Annotated in this window: 23 protein-coding genes; 5 read left to right on the top strand and 18 right to left on the bottom strand. The window is 56.6% G+C overall.

From position 1 onward, the window contains the following. Positions 1-84 precede the first annotated feature (84 nt). The 14 genes from KBF66_RS08910 to KBF66_RS08845 form a co-directional block, all read right to left on the bottom strand. Positions 85-588, bottom strand: a complete 504-nt coding sequence (locus KBF66_RS08910) for a ferritin family protein (protein ID WP_296655270.1) — start codon at positions 586-588, stop codon at positions 85-87. Beyond that, on the bottom strand, positions 585-2,387 hold the full coding sequence (locus tag KBF66_RS08905; RefSeq protein WP_296655268.1) for an FAD-dependent oxidoreductase: 1,803 nt from the start codon (positions 2,385-2,387) through the stop codon (positions 585-587). Before KBF66_RS08905 ends, KBF66_RS08910 begins: the two co-directional genes overlap by 4 nt. A 2-nt stretch (positions 2,388-2,389) precedes the next feature. Continuing rightward, complete coding sequence (locus KBF66_RS08900; protein ID WP_296655266.1) at positions 2,390-3,568, bottom strand: hypothetical protein; 1,179 nt, start codon at positions 3,566-3,568, stop codon at positions 2,390-2,392. Position 3,569: 1 nt separating this feature from the next. Beyond that, the gene (locus KBF66_RS08895) at positions 3,570-4,100 is read right to left on the bottom strand and encodes an NADH-quinone oxidoreductase subunit C (RefSeq protein ID WP_296655263.1); all 531 of its coding nucleotides are present in this window, start codon (positions 4,098-4,100) and stop codon (positions 3,570-3,572) included. 9 nt (positions 4,101-4,109) lie between these two features. Then, positions 4,110-4,751, bottom strand: coding sequence for an NADH-quinone oxidoreductase subunit B (locus tag KBF66_RS08890; RefSeq protein ID WP_296655260.1), 642 nt, complete (start codon positions 4,749-4,751; stop codon positions 4,110-4,112). Between the two features lies 1 nt (position 4,752). Beyond that, positions 4,753-5,661, bottom strand: a complete 909-nt coding sequence (locus tag KBF66_RS08885; protein ID WP_296655258.1) for a complex I subunit 1 family protein — start codon at positions 5,659-5,661, stop codon at positions 4,753-4,755. Positions 5,662-5,663: 2 nt separating this feature from the next. After that, positions 5,664-8,792 (bottom strand): proton-conducting transporter membrane subunit, encoded by a 3,129-nt coding sequence (locus KBF66_RS08880; RefSeq protein ID WP_296655256.1) that lies wholly within the window; start codon positions 8,790-8,792, stop codon positions 5,664-5,666. After that, positions 8,786-9,142: a cation:proton antiporter subunit C gene (locus KBF66_RS08875; RefSeq protein ID WP_296655254.1), complete on the bottom strand. Its 357-nt coding sequence runs from the start codon at positions 9,140-9,142 to the stop codon at positions 8,786-8,788. Before KBF66_RS08875 ends, KBF66_RS08880 begins: the two co-directional genes overlap by 7 nt. Further along, on the bottom strand, positions 9,142-9,840 hold the full coding sequence (gene mbhE / locus KBF66_RS08870) for a hydrogen gas-evolving membrane-bound hydrogenase subunit E (protein ID WP_296655252.1): 699 nt from the start codon (positions 9,838-9,840) through the stop codon (positions 9,142-9,144). Before mbhE ends, KBF66_RS08875 begins: the two co-directional genes overlap by 1 nt. Further along, on the bottom strand, positions 9,833-10,102 hold the full coding sequence (locus KBF66_RS08865; RefSeq protein ID WP_296655249.1) for a hydrogenase subunit MbhD domain-containing protein: 270 nt from the start codon (positions 10,100-10,102) through the stop codon (positions 9,833-9,835). The genes mbhE and KBF66_RS08865 overlap by 8 nt, the downstream gene beginning before the upstream one ends. Then, complete coding sequence (gene mnhG / locus KBF66_RS08860; protein ID WP_296655246.1) at positions 10,099-10,437, bottom strand: monovalent cation/H(+) antiporter subunit G; 339 nt, start codon at positions 10,435-10,437, stop codon at positions 10,099-10,101. The genes KBF66_RS08865 and mnhG overlap by 4 nt, the downstream gene beginning before the upstream one ends. Next, a complete protein-coding gene (locus KBF66_RS08855; RefSeq protein ID WP_296655243.1) occupies positions 10,437-10,697 on the bottom strand; it encodes a monovalent cation/H+ antiporter complex subunit F in 261 nt (86 codons plus the stop codon). The genes mnhG and KBF66_RS08855 overlap by 1 nt, the downstream gene beginning before the upstream one ends. Beyond that, positions 10,690-11,187: a Na+/H+ antiporter subunit E gene (locus tag KBF66_RS08850; RefSeq protein WP_296655242.1), complete on the bottom strand. Its 498-nt coding sequence runs from the start codon at positions 11,185-11,187 to the stop codon at positions 10,690-10,692. The genes KBF66_RS08855 and KBF66_RS08850 overlap by 8 nt, the downstream gene beginning before the upstream one ends. 244 nt (positions 11,188-11,431) lie before the next feature. Continuing rightward, a complete protein-coding gene (locus tag KBF66_RS08845; RefSeq protein ID WP_296655241.1) occupies positions 11,432-12,337 on the bottom strand; it encodes a hydrogen peroxide-inducible genes activator in 906 nt (301 codons plus the stop codon). 178 nt (positions 12,338-12,515) lie between these two features. On the opposite strand from KBF66_RS08845, the gene KBF66_RS08840 reads away from it, so the two are divergent. Further along, positions 12,516-13,508, top strand: a complete 993-nt coding sequence (locus tag KBF66_RS08840; protein ID WP_296655239.1) for a cytochrome-c peroxidase — start codon at positions 12,516-12,518, stop codon at positions 13,506-13,508. A 56-nt stretch (positions 13,509-13,564) separates the two neighbouring features. On the opposite strand, the gene KBF66_RS08835 is transcribed toward KBF66_RS08840, so the two are convergent. Further along, positions 13,565-14,083, bottom strand: a complete 519-nt coding sequence (locus KBF66_RS08835; protein WP_296655236.1) for an FKBP-type peptidyl-prolyl cis-trans isomerase — start codon at positions 14,081-14,083, stop codon at positions 13,565-13,567. An 83-nt stretch (positions 14,084-14,166) separates the two neighbouring features. Here KBF66_RS08835 and KBF66_RS08830 point away from each other — a divergent pair, with 83 nt between their 5' ends. From KBF66_RS08830 to KBF66_RS08815, 4 genes are all read left to right on the top strand, one after another. Next, on the top strand, positions 14,167-15,303 hold the full coding sequence (locus KBF66_RS08830; protein WP_296655234.1) for a cupin domain-containing protein: 1,137 nt from the start codon (positions 14,167-14,169) through the stop codon (positions 15,301-15,303). Between the two features lie 163 nt (positions 15,304-15,466). Continuing rightward, positions 15,467-15,670: a hypothetical protein gene (locus KBF66_RS08825; protein WP_296655232.1), complete on the top strand. Its 204-nt coding sequence runs from the start codon at positions 15,467-15,469 to the stop codon at positions 15,668-15,670. A 99-nt stretch (positions 15,671-15,769) separates the two neighbouring features. Continuing rightward, the gene (locus tag KBF66_RS08820; protein WP_296655229.1) at positions 15,770-16,744 is read left to right on the top strand and encodes a D-glycerate dehydrogenase; all 975 of its coding nucleotides are present in this window, start codon (positions 15,770-15,772) and stop codon (positions 16,742-16,744) included. 300 nt (positions 16,745-17,044) lie between these two features. After that, the gene (locus KBF66_RS08815; protein WP_296655227.1) at positions 17,045-18,244 is read left to right on the top strand and encodes an MFS transporter; all 1,200 of its coding nucleotides are present in this window, start codon (positions 17,045-17,047) and stop codon (positions 18,242-18,244) included. Here the strand turns inward: KBF66_RS08815 and KBF66_RS08810 are convergent. The 3 genes from KBF66_RS08810 to earP form a co-directional block, all read right to left on the bottom strand. After that, a complete protein-coding gene (locus KBF66_RS08810) occupies positions 18,232-19,107 on the bottom strand; it encodes a TIGR00730 family Rossman fold protein (protein WP_296655224.1) in 876 nt (291 codons plus the stop codon). The two genes, KBF66_RS08815 and KBF66_RS08810, sit on opposite strands and share 13 nt — an antisense overlap. Before the next feature lie 77 nt (positions 19,108-19,184). Further along, positions 19,185-19,739: an elongation factor P gene (gene efp / locus KBF66_RS08805; protein ID WP_296655221.1), complete on the bottom strand. Its 555-nt coding sequence runs from the start codon at positions 19,737-19,739 to the stop codon at positions 19,185-19,187. Between the two features lie 92 nt (positions 19,740-19,831). Beyond that, positions 19,832-20,983: an elongation factor P maturation arginine rhamnosyltransferase EarP gene (gene earP / locus KBF66_RS08800; protein WP_296655219.1), complete on the bottom strand. Its 1,152-nt coding sequence runs from the start codon at positions 20,981-20,983 to the stop codon at positions 19,832-19,834. Position 20,984 lies beyond the last annotated feature (1 nt).

Raw genomic sequence — 20,984 nt, 5'->3', positions numbered from 1 at the left:
CATGATAGAGCGCTTGGTCTGCGTTGACAGTGCCACTTTGGCCAATGCGCCAAAGGCCACCGGGGCGAGCGGCAGTACGCGTCCCTAAACGCCCCCGCCGCGATGGACGGTCTCGTAGTAGAGTTTTTCGAGTTCCAGCTTGTGCGAGGTTTCCTCACCGGCTAGAAACGTGAACAGGTCACGAATCGGGCCTTCGGGTGCTGACAGCGACAGTTCCCGATAGTGGCTCATGGCCGTGTGTTCACGCCCCATGGCGTACTGCAACACCGCTTGGTCATCGGGGTGGTCACCCAGGTTGGGCAAATGCAAGCAATCGGAAAACTTGCTGTCACTGGCAGTTTTTTCGATTCTGATCTTGACCTGTTCCACCAGGTCGCTGCGTTTGGACAACTCGGCCAGCAGGTCAAAGTGTTTTTGCTCTTCTTCGGCCAGTTCTTCCACCAGGTAGCGGATGCGTTTGCTGACTTTGGGAATCAGACCGGTGTAGAAATCGCGTGCGCTGGCTTCAAAACTGTTGGCCACGTCGAGCACCTCCTGGAGGCTGGTTGTCCCACGAAGGACGTCGATTCTGCGTGCACCTGCGCTCATTTTGCTCCTCCATCTGCTGTGATCATGGCGTGAATACTGGCCGCTACCCGATGCCCATCGGCAACTGCGGTCACGACGTCGGGGCCACGTACCATGTCGCCAGCCGACCATAACCACGGCTCGCTGGTTCTGCCGCCAGCATCCACCTGCAGGCGGCCGCGTTGCCAGGCCAACTGTTCAGTCAAGGCATCGCCCAGCAAAGCGGTATCGGTCATTTGACCAATCGCCTCGACCACCATGCTGCCCGGGTGAAACTGCTCGTCAGTCTGGTCGTAGCTGGGTGCAAAGCGCCCCTGCTCATCAAAAATGGCCTTGACGCGCCAGGTCTTCAACCCGGCAACCTTGCCGTCTTCGATCACCACGTGTTGTGGTCCACGTGCGTCGATGATCACGACACCTTCTTCGCCGGCTTCCTTGATCTCCTCGGGGTCCGCCAGAAAATGTGCCTTGTCTTCGAGTGCCGTCAATATCACCTTGACTTCGCCGAAGCTGGCTTTTTGTAGCCGTGCCAGTGTGCGTGCAATGTCCATGGCCACGTTGCCGCCACCAATCACCACCGCCTGGCGCGGGGTGCCAAAGTCTTCACCTGCGGTGGCCTGGCGCAGCAGGTCGACCGCTTTGCGCACATCGGCGTGATCGCTGCCGGGAATGCGGGTACCGCGGCCCAGTTGCAGGCCCAGGCCCAGCAGCACAGCGTCATGGGCGTCGCGCAGCTCGGTCAGGCTGATGTCCTTGCCAATCGCGGTATTGCAACGCAAGTCCACACCCACCGCACGAATCAGGTCCACATCTTCATCGATGATGTCGTAAGGAAGCCGGTATTCCGGGATACCCCAGCGCGTCATGCCACCCGGCTTGTCGAGCGCCTCGTACACAGTCACACTGTGGCCTTGTTTGGCCAGGTCAAATGCGGCGGTCAAACCGGCCGGGCCGGCACCGACCACCGCCACCTTTTTGCCGCTCGAAGCAGGCAAGCTGCCGACGATCAGCTCTTTGCGCCGCTCAAATGGCACCTGGTCCATGATGTGGCGTTTGAGCCAGCGAATGGCGATCGGGTCGCCTTCATGGCGCGCAGCGCAGGTGGTTTCGCACTTGTGCGTGCACACCCGACCACACACACCAGAGAACGGATTGGTCTCATACAACAGTTCCACGCCGCGTTCGTAGTTGCCATCCCGCACCGCGGCAATGTAGTCGGGGATCGACATGTGGGTGGGGCAGGTGGCAATACACAGGCCACACGAGACACAGCGGTCAGCCTCGGCCTTGGCCTGCTCGACCGAGTAACCGTCGACGATTTCGGCAAATGAGCAGATGCGTACATCGGGCTCAAGCTCGTGCATGTGTTCGCGCACACGACTGGTCAACTGATGGTCTTGTGGGCGGTGGTAACCCAGCTCGGCGTTATCCCAATGCTTTTTGTCGATGCCAGGCGTGTACAGATATGCATCAGGATTGCCGTCGACCCAGGTGTAGGCGTTGGACATGGTGAGTGAGCCGGTCATGCACACATCCACACACAGCGCGCACCAGCAGCAGCGGCCGTAGTCGATGCGTGGGCGCAGGCCGGAGTCACCTTGCTTGGTTTGGACACCGTCGACTGGAATCATGTCGATGGCGCCGTTCTGGCAGATGGTCTCGCAGGTGCCGCAGCCTATGCATTTGACGATGTCGTTCTGGTGAAAGCCACGGTAGCGTGGTGCGCCGGGACGGTCATTGAGCGGATCGCGGATCGTCACCGGATCGAGGAAAACATTTTTCCACGCGGTGAAGGGCGAGAGGACGTCACGAACTGTCATGGTTATCTCTCAATCTCTGGCGGATAGGTATGCAGCGACACCATCAGTGAGGCGACATCGGAAATGTTGACGTTCACAATCATGCGCTCGAGCAAGCTCATGGCATGGGTGTATGACGGGCCGCGCACATTGACACGCCTCGGGTAGCCACTGCCATCGGTGACCAGGTAATAACCGTATTCGCCGCGTGAACATTCGCCGCGCACATAGGTTTCGCCGCGCGCAATCTTCCAGTGCAGTACGTTGGGTGTGGGCACGGTCACGGGGCCGGTGCGTGGCATCTTGGCCAGCAATTGACGCACGATGTCAACCGACATCAGCAGGTCACGCCGGCGCACGTCTGAGCGGGTGTAGATGTCGGAGTTGTGGCCGATCACAGGCTCAAAATCGATCTGCGAATACACCAGGTACGGGTCATCTTTGCGAACATCTTTGGCGACACCCGCTGCGCGGGCGTTCGGGCCGGTGACGCCATAGGTGTCGAGCCAACTCGGGTCAATCACGCCCATACCCACGGTGCGTTTTTTGAACACGGCGTTGCAGAACATCACGTCCCAGACATCGCGCATGACTTTTTCGATCTCCCGCAGCGTGTCTTCCATGCGCTGGTCAAAACCATCCGGAAGCACGTCTCGCACGCCACCTGGGATGATGAACATGTGGTAAATCCGCGCACCAGTCAGCTCTTCAAAGCGGTCAAGCATGAGGTCGCGGGCATAGGTGGTCCACTGGCCAATGACACCCAGGCCCAACGCTCCAGCCTGCCCGCCGAGGTACATCAGGTAGCTGTTGATGCGCCCCATCTCCAGGATCAGGGCACGAATCCAGTTGGCGCGCTCGGGTGACTCAATGCCCGCGAGCTCTTCCACGGCGGCGGCGTAGCAGTATTCATTAAAGTCTGGTTCGGGCACGCAAATACGGCAGACGATTGGAAAGCACTGGATGAAAGTGCGCCGCTCCATCAATTTTTCGAACCCGCGGTGCAGGTAGCCGACATGGGTCTTACCCTCGACGACCTCATCACCGCAAACGGTGAGTTCCACCGACATGTTGCCGGTGATGCCAGGGTGGTTGGGGCCTTGCCAAAGTTTGAGGTACTTGCCCGAGGTGAGATCGATGTCGAGCGTGCCGTCAGCCCGGGCGCTGGGGTACTGCGAGCGGTCAGGGGTGAAAATACTCATTTCAAAGCCCGCCTGGATATAGTTGCTGCTTCATATGTTTCGCCGGGTCGTGGGTTTCGCGGCCCGGTCGCTGCCTGTAGCTCTCCGCGGCGTACTTCTTGGTGTCAAAGTCGCGCCGATAGGGCGGTATGTCGTTCCACCCTTCAAGGATGAATTCTTCTTCCAGACGCGGACTGCCTGGGAAGTCGATGCCGAACATTTCGCGCAGCTCGCGCTGGTAGGTGGCTGCCGTGGGCCAAAGTTCGTGAATGCTTTCCATCGAGGCGGACAGTCGCGGCAATTTCACGCGAAGGCCAATATCACGCGCCTTCTGGCGGTTGTGCAACAGGTAGGTGAGTTGAAACACCTCGTCTTCCAGCCAGTCGACTGCTGTCAACAGCACCAGATGCGTATAGCCTTCTAGGTCGCGCAGATGAGTGGCGATGGGCCGCAGGTACTCTTTGGGAACGGTAACAAACGCCAGATTGGGGCGTTGCTCGGTCAGTTCGCCCATGGGGAAGAGCGCTTTGAGGCTGGTATGGAGTTCTCGCATTTTGGATCCTTACCAGTTGTAGTCAGGCATGTCCCAGTCGTGGATGACATGCTTTTGGTTAGCCTTGTACCAGGCGAAATTTTCGGCGTACTGGTTGGCACCTTCGGCCTTGCCGGCACGAATGAGTTTTTTTAAGTCCATGAAGCCAGCGATGAGCGCTTCTGGCCTGGGCATGCAGCCTGCGATGTAAAGATCAACCGGCAGATAGTCATCCAGGCGCTTGATGGTGTTGTAGGAGTCCCAATACATGCCACCGTTGATGGTGCAGGAACCCAAACCAATCACGTATTTCGGGTTTTGCATCTGCTCGTAGGCGCGCACGACGCGTTTGAGCGTCTTGACCGATAGGTAACCCGAGATGATGAACAGATTGGCCTGGCGTGGCGTGGGGCGCCATTGAACGCCAAATCGATACGCATCAAAGCGCGGTGTCATCAGCGGGCGCATCTCGATGGCGCCGCAACCGGTGCCAAAACCCAGAATCCAGATCGACTCGGCCCGTGCCCAATTGAACAGGTCCTCGACAATCTTCAGGTAAGCAGGCGGATGCACACTGGGTGCGGCCTCGCAAAAGTAGTCGCGTAGCGGGTCGACCTCAAACTGGGTGCCATCGGGACCCTTGACCACGCGGATTTTTAGTTCTTCTTTCATGTCAGTTCACCCATACGATAGAGAGGATGCCCAGCGGCACAGCCCAGACCAGGAACCAGCGAATCGACTGCTCGACACGAAAACGCGGGAATACGACGCCTACAAAGGCCGACCACAAATAGATCAGAAACACTTTGAAGAAGAAGGTTGGCCAGTCGGAGGCGCCACCAAAAAAGAGATTCATGTAGATCACGATCTTGGCCACAGGAAAGATGGCGCGATTGGTCTGCATTAGCGCAAGATACGACGAGTGGTATTCGGTGGGCGGACCAATTGGAATTTCTTGCGGGGCAATCACGATGTCAAACGGCGGGCGCATCATGGAGCCCAAGAACGACAGCATTGCCGCAGCGACCGCCAGCGGATTGGTAAACAGCGTCCAGTTCAGCATGCCGCCCTGTTGGGCAGCAACGATTTCGGTGACATTGAGTGTCTGGTACTGGAGCGACACAGAAAAAACGGCCAGCGCAAACGGCAGCTCAGCGGTGGTGACTTGCGACAAGCCGCGCGTGATCCCGATGGCCGCGTGCGGATGACCGCTTTCTCCTGCGCCTAGTGCCATGCCCAAGGTGCCGAAGAAGATGAAGTACAAAGCCAGAATCAGGTCGCCAGCAAACGACAGGTTGGAGAACATGGTCGAGCCATAAATCGCCGGCATGAACAGCAGCAAACCAACGCCGCCTGACAAACGAAACACCGGGCCAAGGTAAAACATCACGCCATGGGTAATGGACGAGCGCAGGCCATAGTTTTTGACCATGTCAGCGTAGTACTGCCAGATGGGAATACCGTGGCGACGGCCAACCCGGGCGGCAATTTTGGCGATGAACGCGTTCATCAGAAAGCCGAAATTGACAACGATGAACAGCGTCAAAAAGGCGTAGGGGATTTTCATCCAGTCGAAGGACATGACTAGGCTCCCATCCGGAGAAGAAAGGCGAGTAGAACAAAGGCCAGGAAGTGAAATGCATAACTCTGTCCGTTGCCGTTGTAGAGGCGCCGGGCAAAATCAGCCACTGCATGGAGCAAGTTGGTCAGCCCATCCCAGAAGCGGCTGGCCAGAGGTGTCACCAAGAATCCCAGCGCTTTACGATAAGGCGCGAAGAAGTTCCAGGCGAAATGGGTGGTTTCCGGGCGGAACGGACGCTCCGCTGAAAACACGATGTTGAATTGTTTGACTTTCTGCGCCTTGCGATCAACGAAAAGCAGCCAGGCAAACAGCGTTGCAAAGATCACGACCACACTGATCATGATGGCAATCGGATTCCAATACCCGTAACTGCTGGTAATGGTGTTGCCGGTGGTCCATCCCAATCCACCCTCGGGGAAAAATTGGTTCAGGTAGGCATCCACCCTACGCAAGGCGATGCCGGGAAAGATCGCGAAGACCACCAGTAGCACGACATAAATCATTTGCGGCAGGATGATCCAGAACGGCGCCTCTTTGACACGGCGGAACTCGTCCTTGAGTTGGCCCAGGAAAATCGCGTAGATTAAACGGAACAGGTACAAAAAGGCAATCGGACCGGCCAGGAAGATCAGGATCATGGGCAGCCGGTACTCCGCAGAGATGATGGCGTTGTAGAAAATCCAGCGCCCACCAAAGCCCGACAGCGGTGGCAAGCCCGAGACGGCAATGATGCCGACCAGCACCGCGATGAACGAGAGTGGCATGAGGGTAATCAGGCCGCCCATGCGGTACATGTCCTTGGTGCCAGTGCGTTTGGCCACGCCACCCACGGCCAGGAACAGCATCGCCTTGTAAATGTAGTGGTTGATCACGAACATCAGCGCCATCAGCCAGCCCAGGTGGTTCATCAAGGCAAGACCAAACATGGCGTAGCCCATTTGGCCGATCGAGGAGTAGGCCAGCAGCCGCTTGGCGTCTTCCTGAAAGATCGCCATCAGGTTGCCCAGCAAGGCGGTCAAGGCCGCAATCCACATCAGTACATGGGTGAGTTCGACGCCAAAGAGTTGTTGCTTGCCCATCGTCATCAGCAGCATGATCAGGCCATACAACCCGGCTTTGAGCAAAATGCCTGAGACCATGGGTGAGACATCGGTTTCGGCTTCGGCATGGGCGCCCGGCAGCCAGACATGCAGGCCAATGGCTGCGGTCTTGGTCATGAACCCCAGCGCCAACAGGGCAAATACCCAAGGCGCCAACGGTGCAACCAGTTGGCTCAAGCCGGCAACATCAAATTGAACAGCGCCCTGTGCGCCCAGAGCAAAACCTGTCAGGATGAGGAATGCACCACCCAAAGAAAAGGCGATGTAGGAAAGGGCGTGGGGTTCGGAGTGCTTGCCGCGCAGAATCAGGAAATACGAGCCCACGGTCAAAATTTCCCATGCGCTGAAAAAGTCAAAGGTGTCGGTAGCACGGATCAGCATCACCAAGCCGGCGTACATCAGCATGGCAGCGGGGTAAAACCCGATGCGCCGGCCGTGGGAGGCGTAACTGGCCAGTAAAGTCACGGCGCCGCCAATCAAAAAGATCACGGCAAAGATCAGACGCAGCGGGTCATACTCGGTATAGGTTTGGTAGAAAAATGCCACCATGCCAGCGATGGCCAGGGTGTTTTTAGCCCAGGCAGGCAACCAGTCAAGCACCAGGAACGCCAGCGCAAACGCCAGTGGAATGGTCAGCAGCAAGTTGGTGCGCCCGGATAGATCGCCCCACACATAACCCAGTAGCCAACCGGCAATCACCGCCACAAACAGCGGCAGTGCCTTGTGGCTGACGCAACTTACCGTCTGCGCCACTGGGTCGCGTTTGATGATGTAGCCAAACCAGCGAAACAGGTAGCCTGCCTCAATCAGGGCACCGACCAAAATCATTGCCAGGAGCGGCAATCTGCCTTCCGCGGCAAGCACCCGCACCAGTTCCCATTTCGCGTAAAAGCCTGGGAAAGGCGGCAAGCCACTGAGCATGCAAACAAACGTAATAAACGCAAAGATCAGCAGCGGACGCTCGCGCAGCGCTGTCCAGTCCGTGAGCAAACGCCCCTGAACCAAACCCGATAGCCAGTAAAGCCCGGCTTTGGCAACGGCGTGCGAGAGCAACAAGCCAAATGCCACATAGTTGGTCAGATCACCCAACACATCGCGTTGCCCCAGCACCGCCAGGACCAGTCCAGTCTGTGCAATGGACGAGTAACCCAGGAGCCTGCGGTCATTGGTTTGGGGGAGGGCAAACAAATTGGCCGCCGCAAAGGTGATGATGCCCACCGTGGTGGCCATTGGGTACCAGGTGGGGCCGCCAATGAGCAGGAGTTTGTCCACCGCAAACAGCGCCGCGGTCCCTGATGCGGCCGAGAAAACAGCCGAATACGAGGGGTGCGCCGACTCGTAGATGTCAAGTGCCCAGCCATTGGCTGGAAAGGGTTTGACTTCGGCCAGGATGGCAATGAACATGAAAAAGAAAGCCATCGCGCCGCCCATCTGCTCAATGAGCGATGCCTGAGCCATGCCATCAATATTGAGCGTACCCGTTGCATGGTAAGCAAAGATGATGCCGATCAACAGTAACACCGAGATCACCTGAGAAACGATCAAGTACTTGAAACCTGCTGCCAAGGCGCGACCATCCTCCGATAGCAACACCAGTCCGGCAGTTGAGATGACAAGCAGCTCAAAGAATACAAACAGGTTAAAGATGTCACGCGTGAGAATCACGCCGCACAAGGCCATGATGGTCACCATCAGCACCGCCATCGACCGGTTGCCCAGGCGATAGAGCGCGTCTTTGAGGTGCAGCGCAGCCAGAAAGCCGGTGGCATTGACCAGCAAGGTCAGTGCCGCTTCAGGCAGGCCCATGCGCAGATTGATGGCAAAGGGTGGCTTGGTGCCAGCGGTAAAGATTTCGACCGAGGCGGCGTCTTGCGACAAAAACAACCCAAGCCAGCTTCCAGAAACCCAGGTCATAAAACCTAGCGTGGCCAGTGTGATCAAAAAAGCCAGCCCGCGGTTGCTTTCTTTGAGCAGACCCAGCAGGAACGACGCCGCCAGTGCGGCCACAATGATGTAGATGGCGCTTACCATTTCAACTCCGTGTAGTGCGCGATGTCGAGCGTGCGGTTCTTCTCGTACAGCCTGTAGACATAGGCCAACATCAGCGCGGTCACGCCAACACCAATCACGATCGCTGTCAGTACCAGGGCTTGTGGAACCGGGTCGATGATTCGTGCTGCCGCGTCAACGGCACTGAGTGTTGAGTCCAGGATAGGCGCGGTGCGGCCACGCATATAGCCGATGCTGACGATGACCAGATTGACACCTGAGTCGGCCACGGTAAACGCAACAATCATTCGCATCAGGTTGCGCTGGGTCAGTGCCCCATAAAAGCCGATCAAAATCAGCAGAAAGCCGGTCGCCATTGCGATATGTGACATCACAGTTCCTCCGTTTGGGACAGATTGGCCAGAATCGATGCAAACTCGGCGCCAACCTTGAGGCCAATCAGCGAGTAAATCAGGGGGATCGCACCTGCAGAGAACAGGACACCCAAGTCACCCAGCGGCAGAAACCGGTTATCGAGAAACCCACCGGCCAATATCAGCCCGAGTACGCCAATCAGCACATAGGCCGCGCCGGCAAATGACTCGACCACTGAGATCAAGGTGTGACTGAGGTGCTTGAGCGGATCTGCCAAAAGAAGCAGCAACGCGCCGGAGGCAATCACCGCGCCTCCCTGGAAGCCGCCACCGGGTGTCAGGTGACCGTTGACGAAGATGTAAACGCCCAGCAGCATCACCAGCGGCGCCAAAAAGCGGCTACCCGTGGTCAGCAACTCGCCCACTGGCACCAGCTTGGAGTGACCCGCTTGGGTTTTTCTGCCCATCGACAAAACTAGCCCGACGATGGTGGAGGCCAAAAACAGCACCGTGACTTCGCCCAGGGTGTCAAGACCCCGATAGGTCACCACAATGGCGGTCACGATGTTGGCTGCACCGATTTCACGCGCAGTGTTCTCGGCGTAATAGAGTGCGGTGAGGTTGAGTGCGGCGTCGGGCTCGTATCCGGCCAGCAGTGCCATGAAAATGACCCCCAGGCCTGCCATCATGGCAAAGGCGATGAAACGCTTAATCATGCTTGTCTCCGTCGTTTTCGCCACCGCGCACGCGCCCCAAGACGAAAAAGAACAAAAATGTTGTCAATCCACTGCCAATGGCGGCCTCCGTCATCGCCACATCGGGTGACGCCAGAATCAGGAACAGCACCGATGCGACCAGGCTCACCAGACCGGCCGCCAATATGGCAATGGGCAGACTGCGCCCACTGACTGCCACATAGGCGCCACCCACCATGACCGCGCACAAGACGATGGTCATCAAGAAAATCATGCTGCTCATGTTGTCTCCCCGGTGTCTTCCGCCAAACGGTCAACGGATGTCATGGGTGTTTTTTGTGCTCTGATGCGGTGCGCTGAACGCGCCAGCACCTGCGACGAAATCGGGTTCGTGAACAAGATGAACAAGCCTATCAAGAACAACTTGAGTGCCCAGTCTGGTTGAATGCATGCTGCACCACCCAGGCTCAGGAGTGTTCCAAGCGTTGTGGCTTTGGTGCCCGCCTGAATTCGATTGAAAACGTCAGGCATACGCACCAGTCCAAGGCCTCCCAGCAAAAGAAAAGAAGCACCGGCGACCATCAGGAAGCCCCCCGCCATAGCCAGTAAGTTCTCCATCAAAGCCCCCGTTCCAGATACCGGGCGACCACGATCACCCCCAGAAATGACAGCAGCGCGTAGACCAGCGCTACATCGAGATAAATGCCACGCCCTTCGGCGTAAGCAATCTGCACGATCGCCGTCACTGCAACAATCGTCAGTACATCGAACGCCACCACCCGGTCTGCCACCGAAGGTCCCTTGAGAAACCGGTACAATGCCAGAAAAAATGCCAGGCTGGTCAGCAAGGCGGCGACTTGAACCAATGAATCAACCATACATGACCTCCAGATACTGTTCAAAGCCACTCACGATGGCCGCTGTGGCGCCCTCGATATCGGGTGAGTCCACTGTCACCCAGTGCACATAAATCCACTCGCCGACCAGGTCGACGGTCAAGGTGCCAGGTGTCAAGGTGATCGAACTCGTCAGCAGCAAACGACCCATGCGACTCTTGAGCCGGGTTCTGACCTTGACAATGCCGGGTTTGAGAGGCAGTTCGGGTGACAGGACGATCTTGGCCAGGTTGATGTTGGACTTGACCAGTTCCTTAACGAAGAAAAACACGTAAATCACCGAAGTAAACAGTGCCTTCGGGTTGAGGCGCAACTCCGAGACAAAGGCCGTTCCATCGCGAAACAGCAGCGAGATGAGAAACGCTGCTACAACACCCACCCACAGGACATCGGTTGCAACCGAGCCGTTGAGCAAAATCCAGAAGAGGAAAAGTGTTGAAAACAGCACTGAGAAGTTTCGGGCTTTGTTCATCGTCCCATCCTCAATGTGGTCTGGTGGTGTGTCAGCGCGAGTGCTGAATCTGTGATTCCCAACGACCTAGGGTTATTACTTAAGTGCATGCTGATATTTTGTGTTATCGCAATGCGCTTCCCTTTGACCCAGGTCAACTTAGCGGAGAATATTAAAGCTTTCTTAAGATTTGATGGGGTCGCCTTGCAAGGCGTCCGTCCGCCTTATTGGTAACGACAGCTTGCACGCCGGGTATGGGGGTAACTCAAGCAACGGGTTGGTAGATTGAATGATCCAGTGCGTCGATAGCAGCGATCAACGATTGGATGACTGGCAGTCGAGCATAGTTTTGTCGCCATGCCAGTGCGACCCGGCGCATGGGTGCCGGTGTCTCGAAGGGAATCGCCTGGACCAGTTCGGTGCTGTACAGACTTGACAGTGCACTCTTCGGCAGCACTGAAATACCATAGCCGGATGCCACCATGGCACGAATGGTTTCGATGGAATGACCTTGACGCAACGATCCATCGGCGTGGCTGATCTCGGGGCAGGCGTCAAGCACCTGCTCCCGGAAGCAATTTCCCGCTTTCAGCACCAGAACATCTTCGCCGCCAATCTCAGCAGCGGGAATTGCCTGTCGCCCGGCCCAGTGGTGTCCTTTGGGAATCACCACCTCGAACACTTCGTCGTAAAGAGCGTGGGTGTTGATGCCTGGCACGTCAAAGGGCAAGGCCACGATGGCCGCATCAATGGTTCCGTACTTGAGGTTGTCTGCCAACAGTGCTGTCATGCTTTCTTCAATATAGAGCGTCAGCGCCGGTGCCTGCTGGCGCAGCGCCGCAATGAGTTGCGGCAGCAAATAGGGCCCAATGGTGTGGATGACACCCAGTCGAAAGGTACCAAGCAAGGGGTCAACGCCGGTCTGTGCCACCGTTTCAATGCGCTGAACCTCCTCCAGGCTTTTGCGTGTTTGTGCCACCACGCGTTCTCCGATGGCCGTCAGCCCCAAACGGTGTTTGCTGCGCTCTATCAGGATGACACCCAATTCCTCTTCAAGATTCTGAATGGCGACGCTAAGGGTTGGCTGTGAAACATGGCAATGCTCGGCGGCCCGACTAAAGCTCATATGTTCGGAAAATGCGACCAGGTAACGAAGGGCAGACAGTTTCATGGGTTCTGTATATAGAAGTTATCTATGCAGTATATAGCCAAAAAAACTTTATTAATCATTGACTTACATCATACGAACGATGATTTGGGTTGGGTAAAGTTTCGCTCGTGCTGAATTTTTGGTTCGTTTGATCCCGATCGAATGTCAAGCACAACTTTCAACCTTCAAGGAAACAAAAATGAAACTACGCATTCTTGCCGCATCACTGTTCGCCCTGAGTCTGGTGCCGTCCATCTCAGCGGCCCAAGAACTGATTCAACCGATCAAACCTCCAGCACAGATCAATCTGGGTATGGTCGAACTCGGCAAAAAACTGTATTTCGATCCGCGTCTGTCCAAGTCGGGTTTTATCTCCTGCAATTCATGTCACAACCTTTCGATGGGCGGCACTGACAATATTCCGACATCGATTGGTGACAAATGGCAGCAAGGCCCGATCAATGCCCCCACCGTGTTGAACTCGAGCTTGAACGTCGCCCAGTTTTGGGACGGTCGCGCAGCTGACCTGAAAGCACAGGCGGGTGGTCCCATTGCCAATCCAGGTGAAATGGGCTTTACCCACACGCTGGCTGTGGGTGTGCTGGCTTCCATTCCCGCATATGTGCGTGAATTCAAGACAGTTTTTGGTACCGACAAGGTCGACATCGATCAGGTCACCACCGCGATTGCTGAGTTTGAGAAGACTCTGGTAACTCCCAATTCCCGTTTTGACCAATGGCTGCTGGGCAAACAAGATGCCCTAAGCGCAGATGAACTGGCTGGCTACAAACTGTTCAAAGAAAGCGGTTGCGTTGCGTGCCACAACGGCCCTGCGGTCGGTGGCGCATCTTTCCAGAAGATGGGTGTCGTGGCTCCGTATAAGTCAACCGGTGGTGCCGAAGGCCGTAGCGCCGTAACAGGCAAGGAAATTGACCGTTTCAACTTCAAGGTGCCAACACTGCGCAACATTGAAATGACCTACCCGTACTTCCATGACGGTGCAGTGAATACTTTGGCTGAGGCCGTCGACGTGATGGGCAAACTGCAGTTGGGCAAAGTGTTTACCAAAGACGAAAATGCCAAGGTAGTGGCATTCCTGAAGACCCTGACCGGCGATCAACCCAGCTTCATGATGCCGATCCTGCCGCCGTCGGCTGATGCGACACCGCGTCCCACGCCATTCGCCAAGTAAGCACTTGGGTACAAAAAAGGAGCCTCGGCTCCTTTTTTTATGTTCAGAACGAACTGTCACGGTGATAGACCGCCCATCGCCACCACCTTGAAAAATCCGGCCCCGGTGACAGTGCCGTGGCCGATCTCTTCGACCGTCGCCTCGCGTACTGCACGCACTTTGATCTGTAGTCGCAGGGCAATACCCGCTAGCGGGTGATTGCCGTCAAGTACCACATGGTCCGGGTAAATGTCGGTCACGGTATAGAGCTGCTCACGGGGCAAGTCTGCGCTACAGCCGGCGGGAAGTGCCATGCCGTCAAAAGTCATGCCTTCCTCCAGATCAGCAGGAAAAAGTGATCTTGACTCTAGAAACACCAGCTGTTCGTTGTATTCGCCAAATCCCTGTTCCGGTTCGATTTGCAGATTGACCGAACTGCCAGCACTACAGCCCTGCAGGGCTGACTCGATCACCGCCAGCAAGTCATCGCCGCCAATCAGGAATTCGACCGGCTGATCCAGTTCGTCCAGATCCTCGCCCAAAGTGTCAGTGAGCGTCCAGCTTAAAGCAGCCACGCATTGTTGAGTAATTTTCATACGAGAATTGTGCCAGTTTGAAAGGCGCTCGTTCCATCTTGCCAAGGTGGAAGTGCTTTTCTCCAACCCTCGCGGAGAAACCCATGGACATTACCCAGCCGCTACCCTTGCTCGGTGGCATCAGCCCAAGCCAGTTCATGAAGCGCCATTGGCAAAAAAAGCCGCTATTGGTTCGTCAGGCCATTCCTGGGTTCCAGCCCCTATTGAGCCGCAGCGCCTTGTTTGACTTGGCGGCCAGCGAAGATGCTCAAACCCGCATGGTGATTCAACAGCCGGGCAAGAAGCCAGGTTGGGCCTTCAAACCCGGGCCGTTCCAACGCAAAGCGCTGCCGCCGCTCAAGCAGCCGGGGTGGACGATCCTGGTGCAAGGTGTCGATCTGCATGTGCAGTCTGTGCATGAACTGATGAACATGTTTCGTTTTGTTCCTGATGCACGTTTGGATGACTTGATGATCAGTTATGCGAGCGACGGTGGAGGTGTTGGACCGCACTTTGACAGTTACGATGTTTTTTTGCTCCAGGCCCATGGCCAACGACGCTGGCGGATTGGTCGGCAGAAAGACTTGAGCCTGCAGCCTGACGTGCCACTCAAAATCCTGACCCATTTTGTTCCAGAAATAGAGTACGTTCTGGAGCCGGGCGACATGTTGTACCTGCCGCCGGGTTACGCACACGATGGCGTGGCGTTGGGTGAATGCATGACCTACTCGATTGGCTTTCGAATTCCCAACAAAGCGGAGTTGGCACGGGAGTTGCTGCAGCGCGTGGCGGAGGACGCTGAGGATGCGGTGGGAGTGGCGCTTTATCGCGATCCCGGCCAGGCAGCAGTTGACCAACCAGCCGAAATCCCGGAGAAAATGTGGCTTTTTGCACAACAGGCGGTGGCCGATGCGATGAAAGATCCGCAGGCGCTGTCGCGTAGTTTGGGTGAATACATGACTGAGCCAAAACCCAATGTCTGGTTTGAAGCCACACCGTCAGCTGGGTTGGTGGTGGGCGTGCATGGTGTGCAACTCGATCGCCGCACCAGGATGATGTTTGATGCCAAACATGTTTTTATAAACGGCGAGAGTTTTCGGGCGGCCGGACGTGACGCATTGCTGATGCGCTCGCTCGCCAATCAGCGCTTTCTGTCAGTCAAAGATCTGAAGAGAGTCAGTCGGCAGGCGACCGAGCTGGTTCAAACCTGGGCGAACGATGGCTGGTTGCACCCAATGTGATGCGTAAGCACAACAAAAGGGCCCCGTCAAGCGTGAAAACCATGAAAGCTAAAACTATAATCACGGTCTAAGCAAAAATCGCGTGAGCGGTGATTGCTTTGAACTTGCAGGTGACTGCAAACACAATTTCCGGAAATTGTTTTTTTTTATCAGGTACACACAAATGAACAAAACTCTCGTATTGGCCGCTGTGATCGCTGCTGCTGCTCTGGCCGCTTGCGGCAAGAAGGAAGAACCCGCTCCTGCTCCGGCACCTGCACCGGCTGCTGCTCCGGCGCCGGCTGCTGCACCTGCCGCCTCTGAAGCTGCTCCTGCTGCATCTGCCGCTCCTGCAGCTGAAGCTGCTGCCTCTGCTGCTTCCAAGTAATTCTTGCGAGCCAGCCCCAAAAGCCACCTGCGGGTGGCTTTTTTTTTGTTGGACTTTTGCTGTTGTTTGTGAAGCCCCCATTGCCCTGCGAGTAAACCGATGAAACCTGCCGTCCTGGTTGCGCGTGCGATATTTCCTGAAGTTCTGCAAAAATTGGCACAGTCGTTCGAGCTTGTTGCCAATCAAGATGATGTCTTGTGGTCGTCCGCAGAGTTATGTCAACAGATGCAGGGCAAAGTTGGCGCCTTGACAACTGGCAGCGAACGCATCGACGCGGCATTGCTGGCGGCTTGTCCGCAACTGCGCATCTGCGCCAATATGGCGGTTGGGTTTAACAATTTTGACCTCGCTGGCATGACCGCAGCGGGCGTGCTGGGTACCAACACCCCTGATGTCCTGACCGAGACAACGGCTGATTTTGGCTTTGCGCTGCTGATGGCGACGGCACGGCGCATGGCGGAATCGGAGCATTTTTTGCGTGCCGGTCACTGGAATCGCTGGCGTTATGACATGTTCGCCGGGGCTGAGGTTCATGGCAGTACGCTGGGCATTCTGGGTATGGGGCGAATTGGTCAAGCCATTGCCCGACGCGCATGGCATGGTTTTGGTATGAAGGTGCTGTATCACAACCGTACACCGCTGTCGGCGAGTCTGGAGGTGGCGTGTGGCGCCACCTGGGTCAGCCAATCGGAGCTTCTGGCTCGGTCAGATCATCTGATGCTGGTGTTGCCCTATAGCCCGCAAGTGCACCATATCATTGGTGAAGCCGAATTGGCACAGATGAAAAAAACTGCCACCTTGGTCAACATTGCGCGCGGTGGCATCGTGGATGATGCGGCACTGGCCAAGGCACTGAGCAATGGTCAGATCGCCGCGGCCGGGTTGGATGTGTTTGAAGGTGAACCCAAAGTCCACCCGGACTTGCTGGCGGTGCCCAATGTGGTGTTGACTCCGCATATTGCCAGCGCAACCACGCAGACCCGCCTGGCGATGGCGAACCTGGCCGCCGACAATTTGATTGGCTACTTGACCACTGGCAAGGCACTGACGCCGCTCAATCCGGAAGTGATCTAGACCGAGGGTCTCAGGCGGTTTTCCGCGGAAAAGTTAACTAAAGGTGACCCTGAGTGGTCATTTAAAAGGAGCAATAAAAGCTTGCGGTTCCTGTGCTGGACGGTGATTTGTTGTGAAATTTGAGGTTAACTGCACATGCGGATGCGAGGCGTGTTTTGAATCACAATGGATGCCAGAAGGAGATACAGACACATGGCTGAAACGGCTTGCGAAAATGGATTCGGCCCTGTCAGAAGCACCGGCTCAGTCGTTGATTTCAGTGGAACAGGCCCTTGATGGTGCGGATGCACTACTTGCTACATGAGTGACACCGGGTCGACGCTTGTGCCGGTGCTGACGTCTACCGCTTTGGCGCGACTGATCGCTGGGCATATCAGTCTGCACGCGTGTATGTCGGGATTGCGCTTGGCTGCGCCTCTGTTGGCGCTGCGCGAAGGGTACAGCGCCCTGGCGGTCGGTGTGCTGTTGTCATTGTTTGCCCTGACCCAGGTGTTTTTGGCCTTGCCCGCCGGACGTTATGCGGATCGGCATGGATTCAAGCGACCCGTGGGTTTTTGCGTTTTGGCGGCTACTTTGGGTAGCACACTGGCGTTTGTTTTGCCCCTGTTTCCAGTGTTGTGTCTCAGTGCCCTGATGACCGGTGGCGCCACCGGTGTGGCGTCCATCAGTCTGCAGCGCCATGTCGGGCGTTCGGCGCAAGACCAGGTACAGCTCAAAACCATGTTCAGCTGGCTCTCCATTGGCCCGGCGTTGGCGAACTTTGTTGGGCCATTGGCCGCCGGCTTGCTGATTGACCAAGGTGGATTCCGAGTGGCATTTTTTGGACTGGCCTGTCTGCCAGTGATGACCTGGCTGTGGGTCCGTCGCACCCGTGAGTTGCCGCGCATGCCAACCAAACCCGGTGCCAGTTCGCGCCAGGCATTTGATTTGTTGCGTGAACCGATGATGCGTCGGCTGATGCTGGTGAACTGGCTGTTGTCGTCGTGCTGGGATGTGCACACCTTTGTGGTGCCGGTGCTGGGGCACGAACGCGGTTTGAGTGCGTCGGCAATAGGTGGCATTTTGGGGGGGTTTGCGCTGGCTGCCACCAGCGTGCGCGTGGTTCTGCCTTTTGTGGCGGCGCATCTGCGCGAATGGGTGGTGGTGACGGCTGCCATGTTGGCGACAGCGACGATTTTTGCGATCTACCCGCTGATGCACACGGCTTGGGCGATGGCAGGTTGTTCGGTTCTGCTGGGCTTGTCGCTGGGGTCGGTGCAACCGATGATCATGAGCACATTGCATCAGATCACGCCGGAGGCACGTCATGGCGAAGCGCTGGGCTTTCGCCTGATGGCAATCAATGCCTCCAGTGTGCTGATGCCCATGCTCTTTGGCACGGCGGGCGCGGCAGTCGGCGTGTCGTTGGTTTTCTGGACTGTGGGTGCTGCCGTTGGCGCAGGCGCACGCACGGCCTGGCGTCTGCGCCCGCCCGACAAAACAGCGACTCAGAGGGCGTAAAAACGCTGGATCACGTCCCAAGCTGCCTGCGGGTCGTCCACATAGAGCAGCAGATTCAGGTCCTCAGGGGATATCACACCTTCTTCCAGTAACACCTCGGTATTGAACAAGCGTTTCCAGTAATCGCTGCCAAACAGCACAATAGGGACCGGTTTTGATTTGCGGGTTTGCACCAGGGTGATCACCTCAAACAATTCGTCCAGCGTGCCAAACCCGCCTGGAAAAGCCACCAATGCCTTGGCACGCATCATGAAGTGCATTTTCCGTATGGCGAAGTAGTGAAACTTGAAACTTAGCGATGGTGTCACATACGGGTTGGCGCATTGTTCGTGCGGCAGGGTGATGTTCAGCCCCACCGTGGGAGCACCCAGATCATGCGCCCCTCGATTGGCTGCTTCCATAATGCCCGGGCCACCACCGGTACAGATGTAGAGTCGATCTTTGACATCCATGGTCAAACCATATTGGGCCACCAACCGGGCGAACTGGCGTGCCTGATCGTAATAGCCGGCATTGTGCAAAAGCCGTTGTGCCACAGCAATGGCCTGCGCATTGGCATCGGCTTGCGCCTGGCGCATGGCCTGCTGCGCCGTTTCTGGGGATGGAAAACGGGCACTGCCAAACACCACCACGGTGTGGTTGATGCCCTGCTCAGCCTGGTCGAGGTCGGGTTTGAGCATCTCCAGCTGGATGCGAATACCGCGGGTGTCGCGGCGCAACATGAATTCAGGGTCGGCAAACGCCAGACGGTAGGCATTGGGGTGCACCACAGTGGCATCAGCTGGATGCTTGAGCAACTCGGCCCAGGAATCAGCCAGGCGGTTCTCCGTGATGTGGTCAGGCAGGGTTTGGGTGTGTTCCATGGTACCGATTGTGAAATAAAAAAAGGCTTCCAGTGGAAGCCTTCGGATGGATGGGCGACAAGACCCGTGGACCAGGGTCAGACGCGTTTGCGGTATTCGCCGGTGCGGGTGTCAATTTCGACCTTGTCACCTTGTGCTACAAAAATTGGCACGCCGATCTCAAAACCAGTGGCAATCTTGGCCGGCTTGAGCACTTTGCCCGAGGTGTCGCCCTTCACGGCGGGCTCAGTCCAGGTGATCTCCCGTACGACGCTGGTGGGCAACTCGACCGAGATCGCCTTGCCTTCGTAGAACACCACTTCAACTTCCATGCCGTCTTCGAGATAGTTGAGCGAGTCGCCCATGTTCTCAGCCTCAACTTCGTACTGGTTGAATTCCGCGTCCATACAGACATACATCGGGTCAGCAAAGTAGGAGTAGGTGCAGTCCTTCTTGTCCAGAACAATCTGGTCGATCTTGTCGTCGGCCTTGAACACAATTTCAGTATTGAAGTTGGCAATCAGGCTTTTGAGCTTCATGCGCACGGTGGCTGAATTGCGGCCACCACGGCTGTATTCGGTTTTCAGGACCACCATGGGGTCTTTGCCGTTCATGATCACATTGCCGGCGCGAATTTCTTGAGCGATTTTCATAATCAAAGGGTGAAAGTAGGCCGCGCATCAGGCGGCGAGGGCGGCCAGAGGCTTGAATGACAATCCAAGCCCGCGCCGCAAAGCCCGTTATTTTAGTTGGTTTTCGATACGAATTCGAGCAGCTGGGTGACCAGATCTTTTTGTGGCCACAGCCGTGCACACGCGTCCTGGCTGCATTGTTGCCAGGGCCGAAGCTCATTCAGGGGGATACTGCCCGGGGACGGCAACACGGATGTCGGTGCGTTCCAGATTTGCGTGTAGTGGCGCAGCGAGGCTGGGGCATCAAGCCAGTCCAAAAATGCTGCGAGCTTGTCGATATGGGCTGCATCGTCCTGCGGGTAGATCTGCCAGACAAACGCCCGACCTGCCCAGATGGCGCGAACCAGCGAGTCTTCGCCGCGCACAAAATTCAGGTCACAACTCCATAGAAGGTGATCAAAGTCCTGCTGTGAAAGCCACGGCAGGTATGAAATGGTGAGCATTCTATTGATGTTCCAATTGGGCTGGAAGGCATTCTTTTGCAAAATCTCGCGTTGTACCGCAATCGTCGAGCGACCCGCTGTCACCAACAGTTGAGTCGGTGTGCTGTCCTGCGCCAGTCCATCCAGCAGGGGCCCGATTGCCGCTGGCTCGTAACAGAACAGCGACACGCAGCGTGGGCGCTGGACCGGCGTCTCGGGGTCTGGTCGGGCTGGGAACATGACACCTGTCTGCGCCAGCCAGGCGTTCCGATCAAACCGGGCTTGCCGCTCCCGCAGATCGGCCTCGCGTAGCAGCCCACCCGTGCCGGTTGTGAAACCGGGATAAAAAAAGTGTTTGACCAAGCCTGCACCTGGGCCGTGCATAACCGGTGAGGGCAGGGCATGGCAGCGTTGCACATAGGTCTCGGCGCTCAGGTACTCCAGATTGATCCAATGACAATCTTGGTCGTTAAATCTTATCCAATCTGCAAATGAAGCGACAAACTCAGGATCAATCTCGCAACCAAACGCTTCCACCAAAATGCCACCCACGCGCTCGGCTTTTGCCTGAGTTCCAGGACACCATGCTTGCAGTTCTACCCCGGGCGCACCGTGTGGTGCCATCCAACTCAAGGCTTGGGTGTCGTCAACCCAAAGGCGCACGGTCTGGCCGCGCTGCGCCAGTTGCGTGGCCAGCCGCCAGCACACGCCAATATCACCGAAGTTGTCAACAACCCGACAAAAGATTTCCCATCGCAAGCGAGGGGCAGTTGGGTAAAGCATG

Source organism: Rhodoferax sp., from assembly GCF_018063565.1.
Lineage (GTDB): Bacteria > Pseudomonadota > Gammaproteobacteria > Burkholderiales > Burkholderiaceae_C > Rhodoferax.
This window is presented reverse-complemented; position numbering and strand designations above follow the sequence as displayed.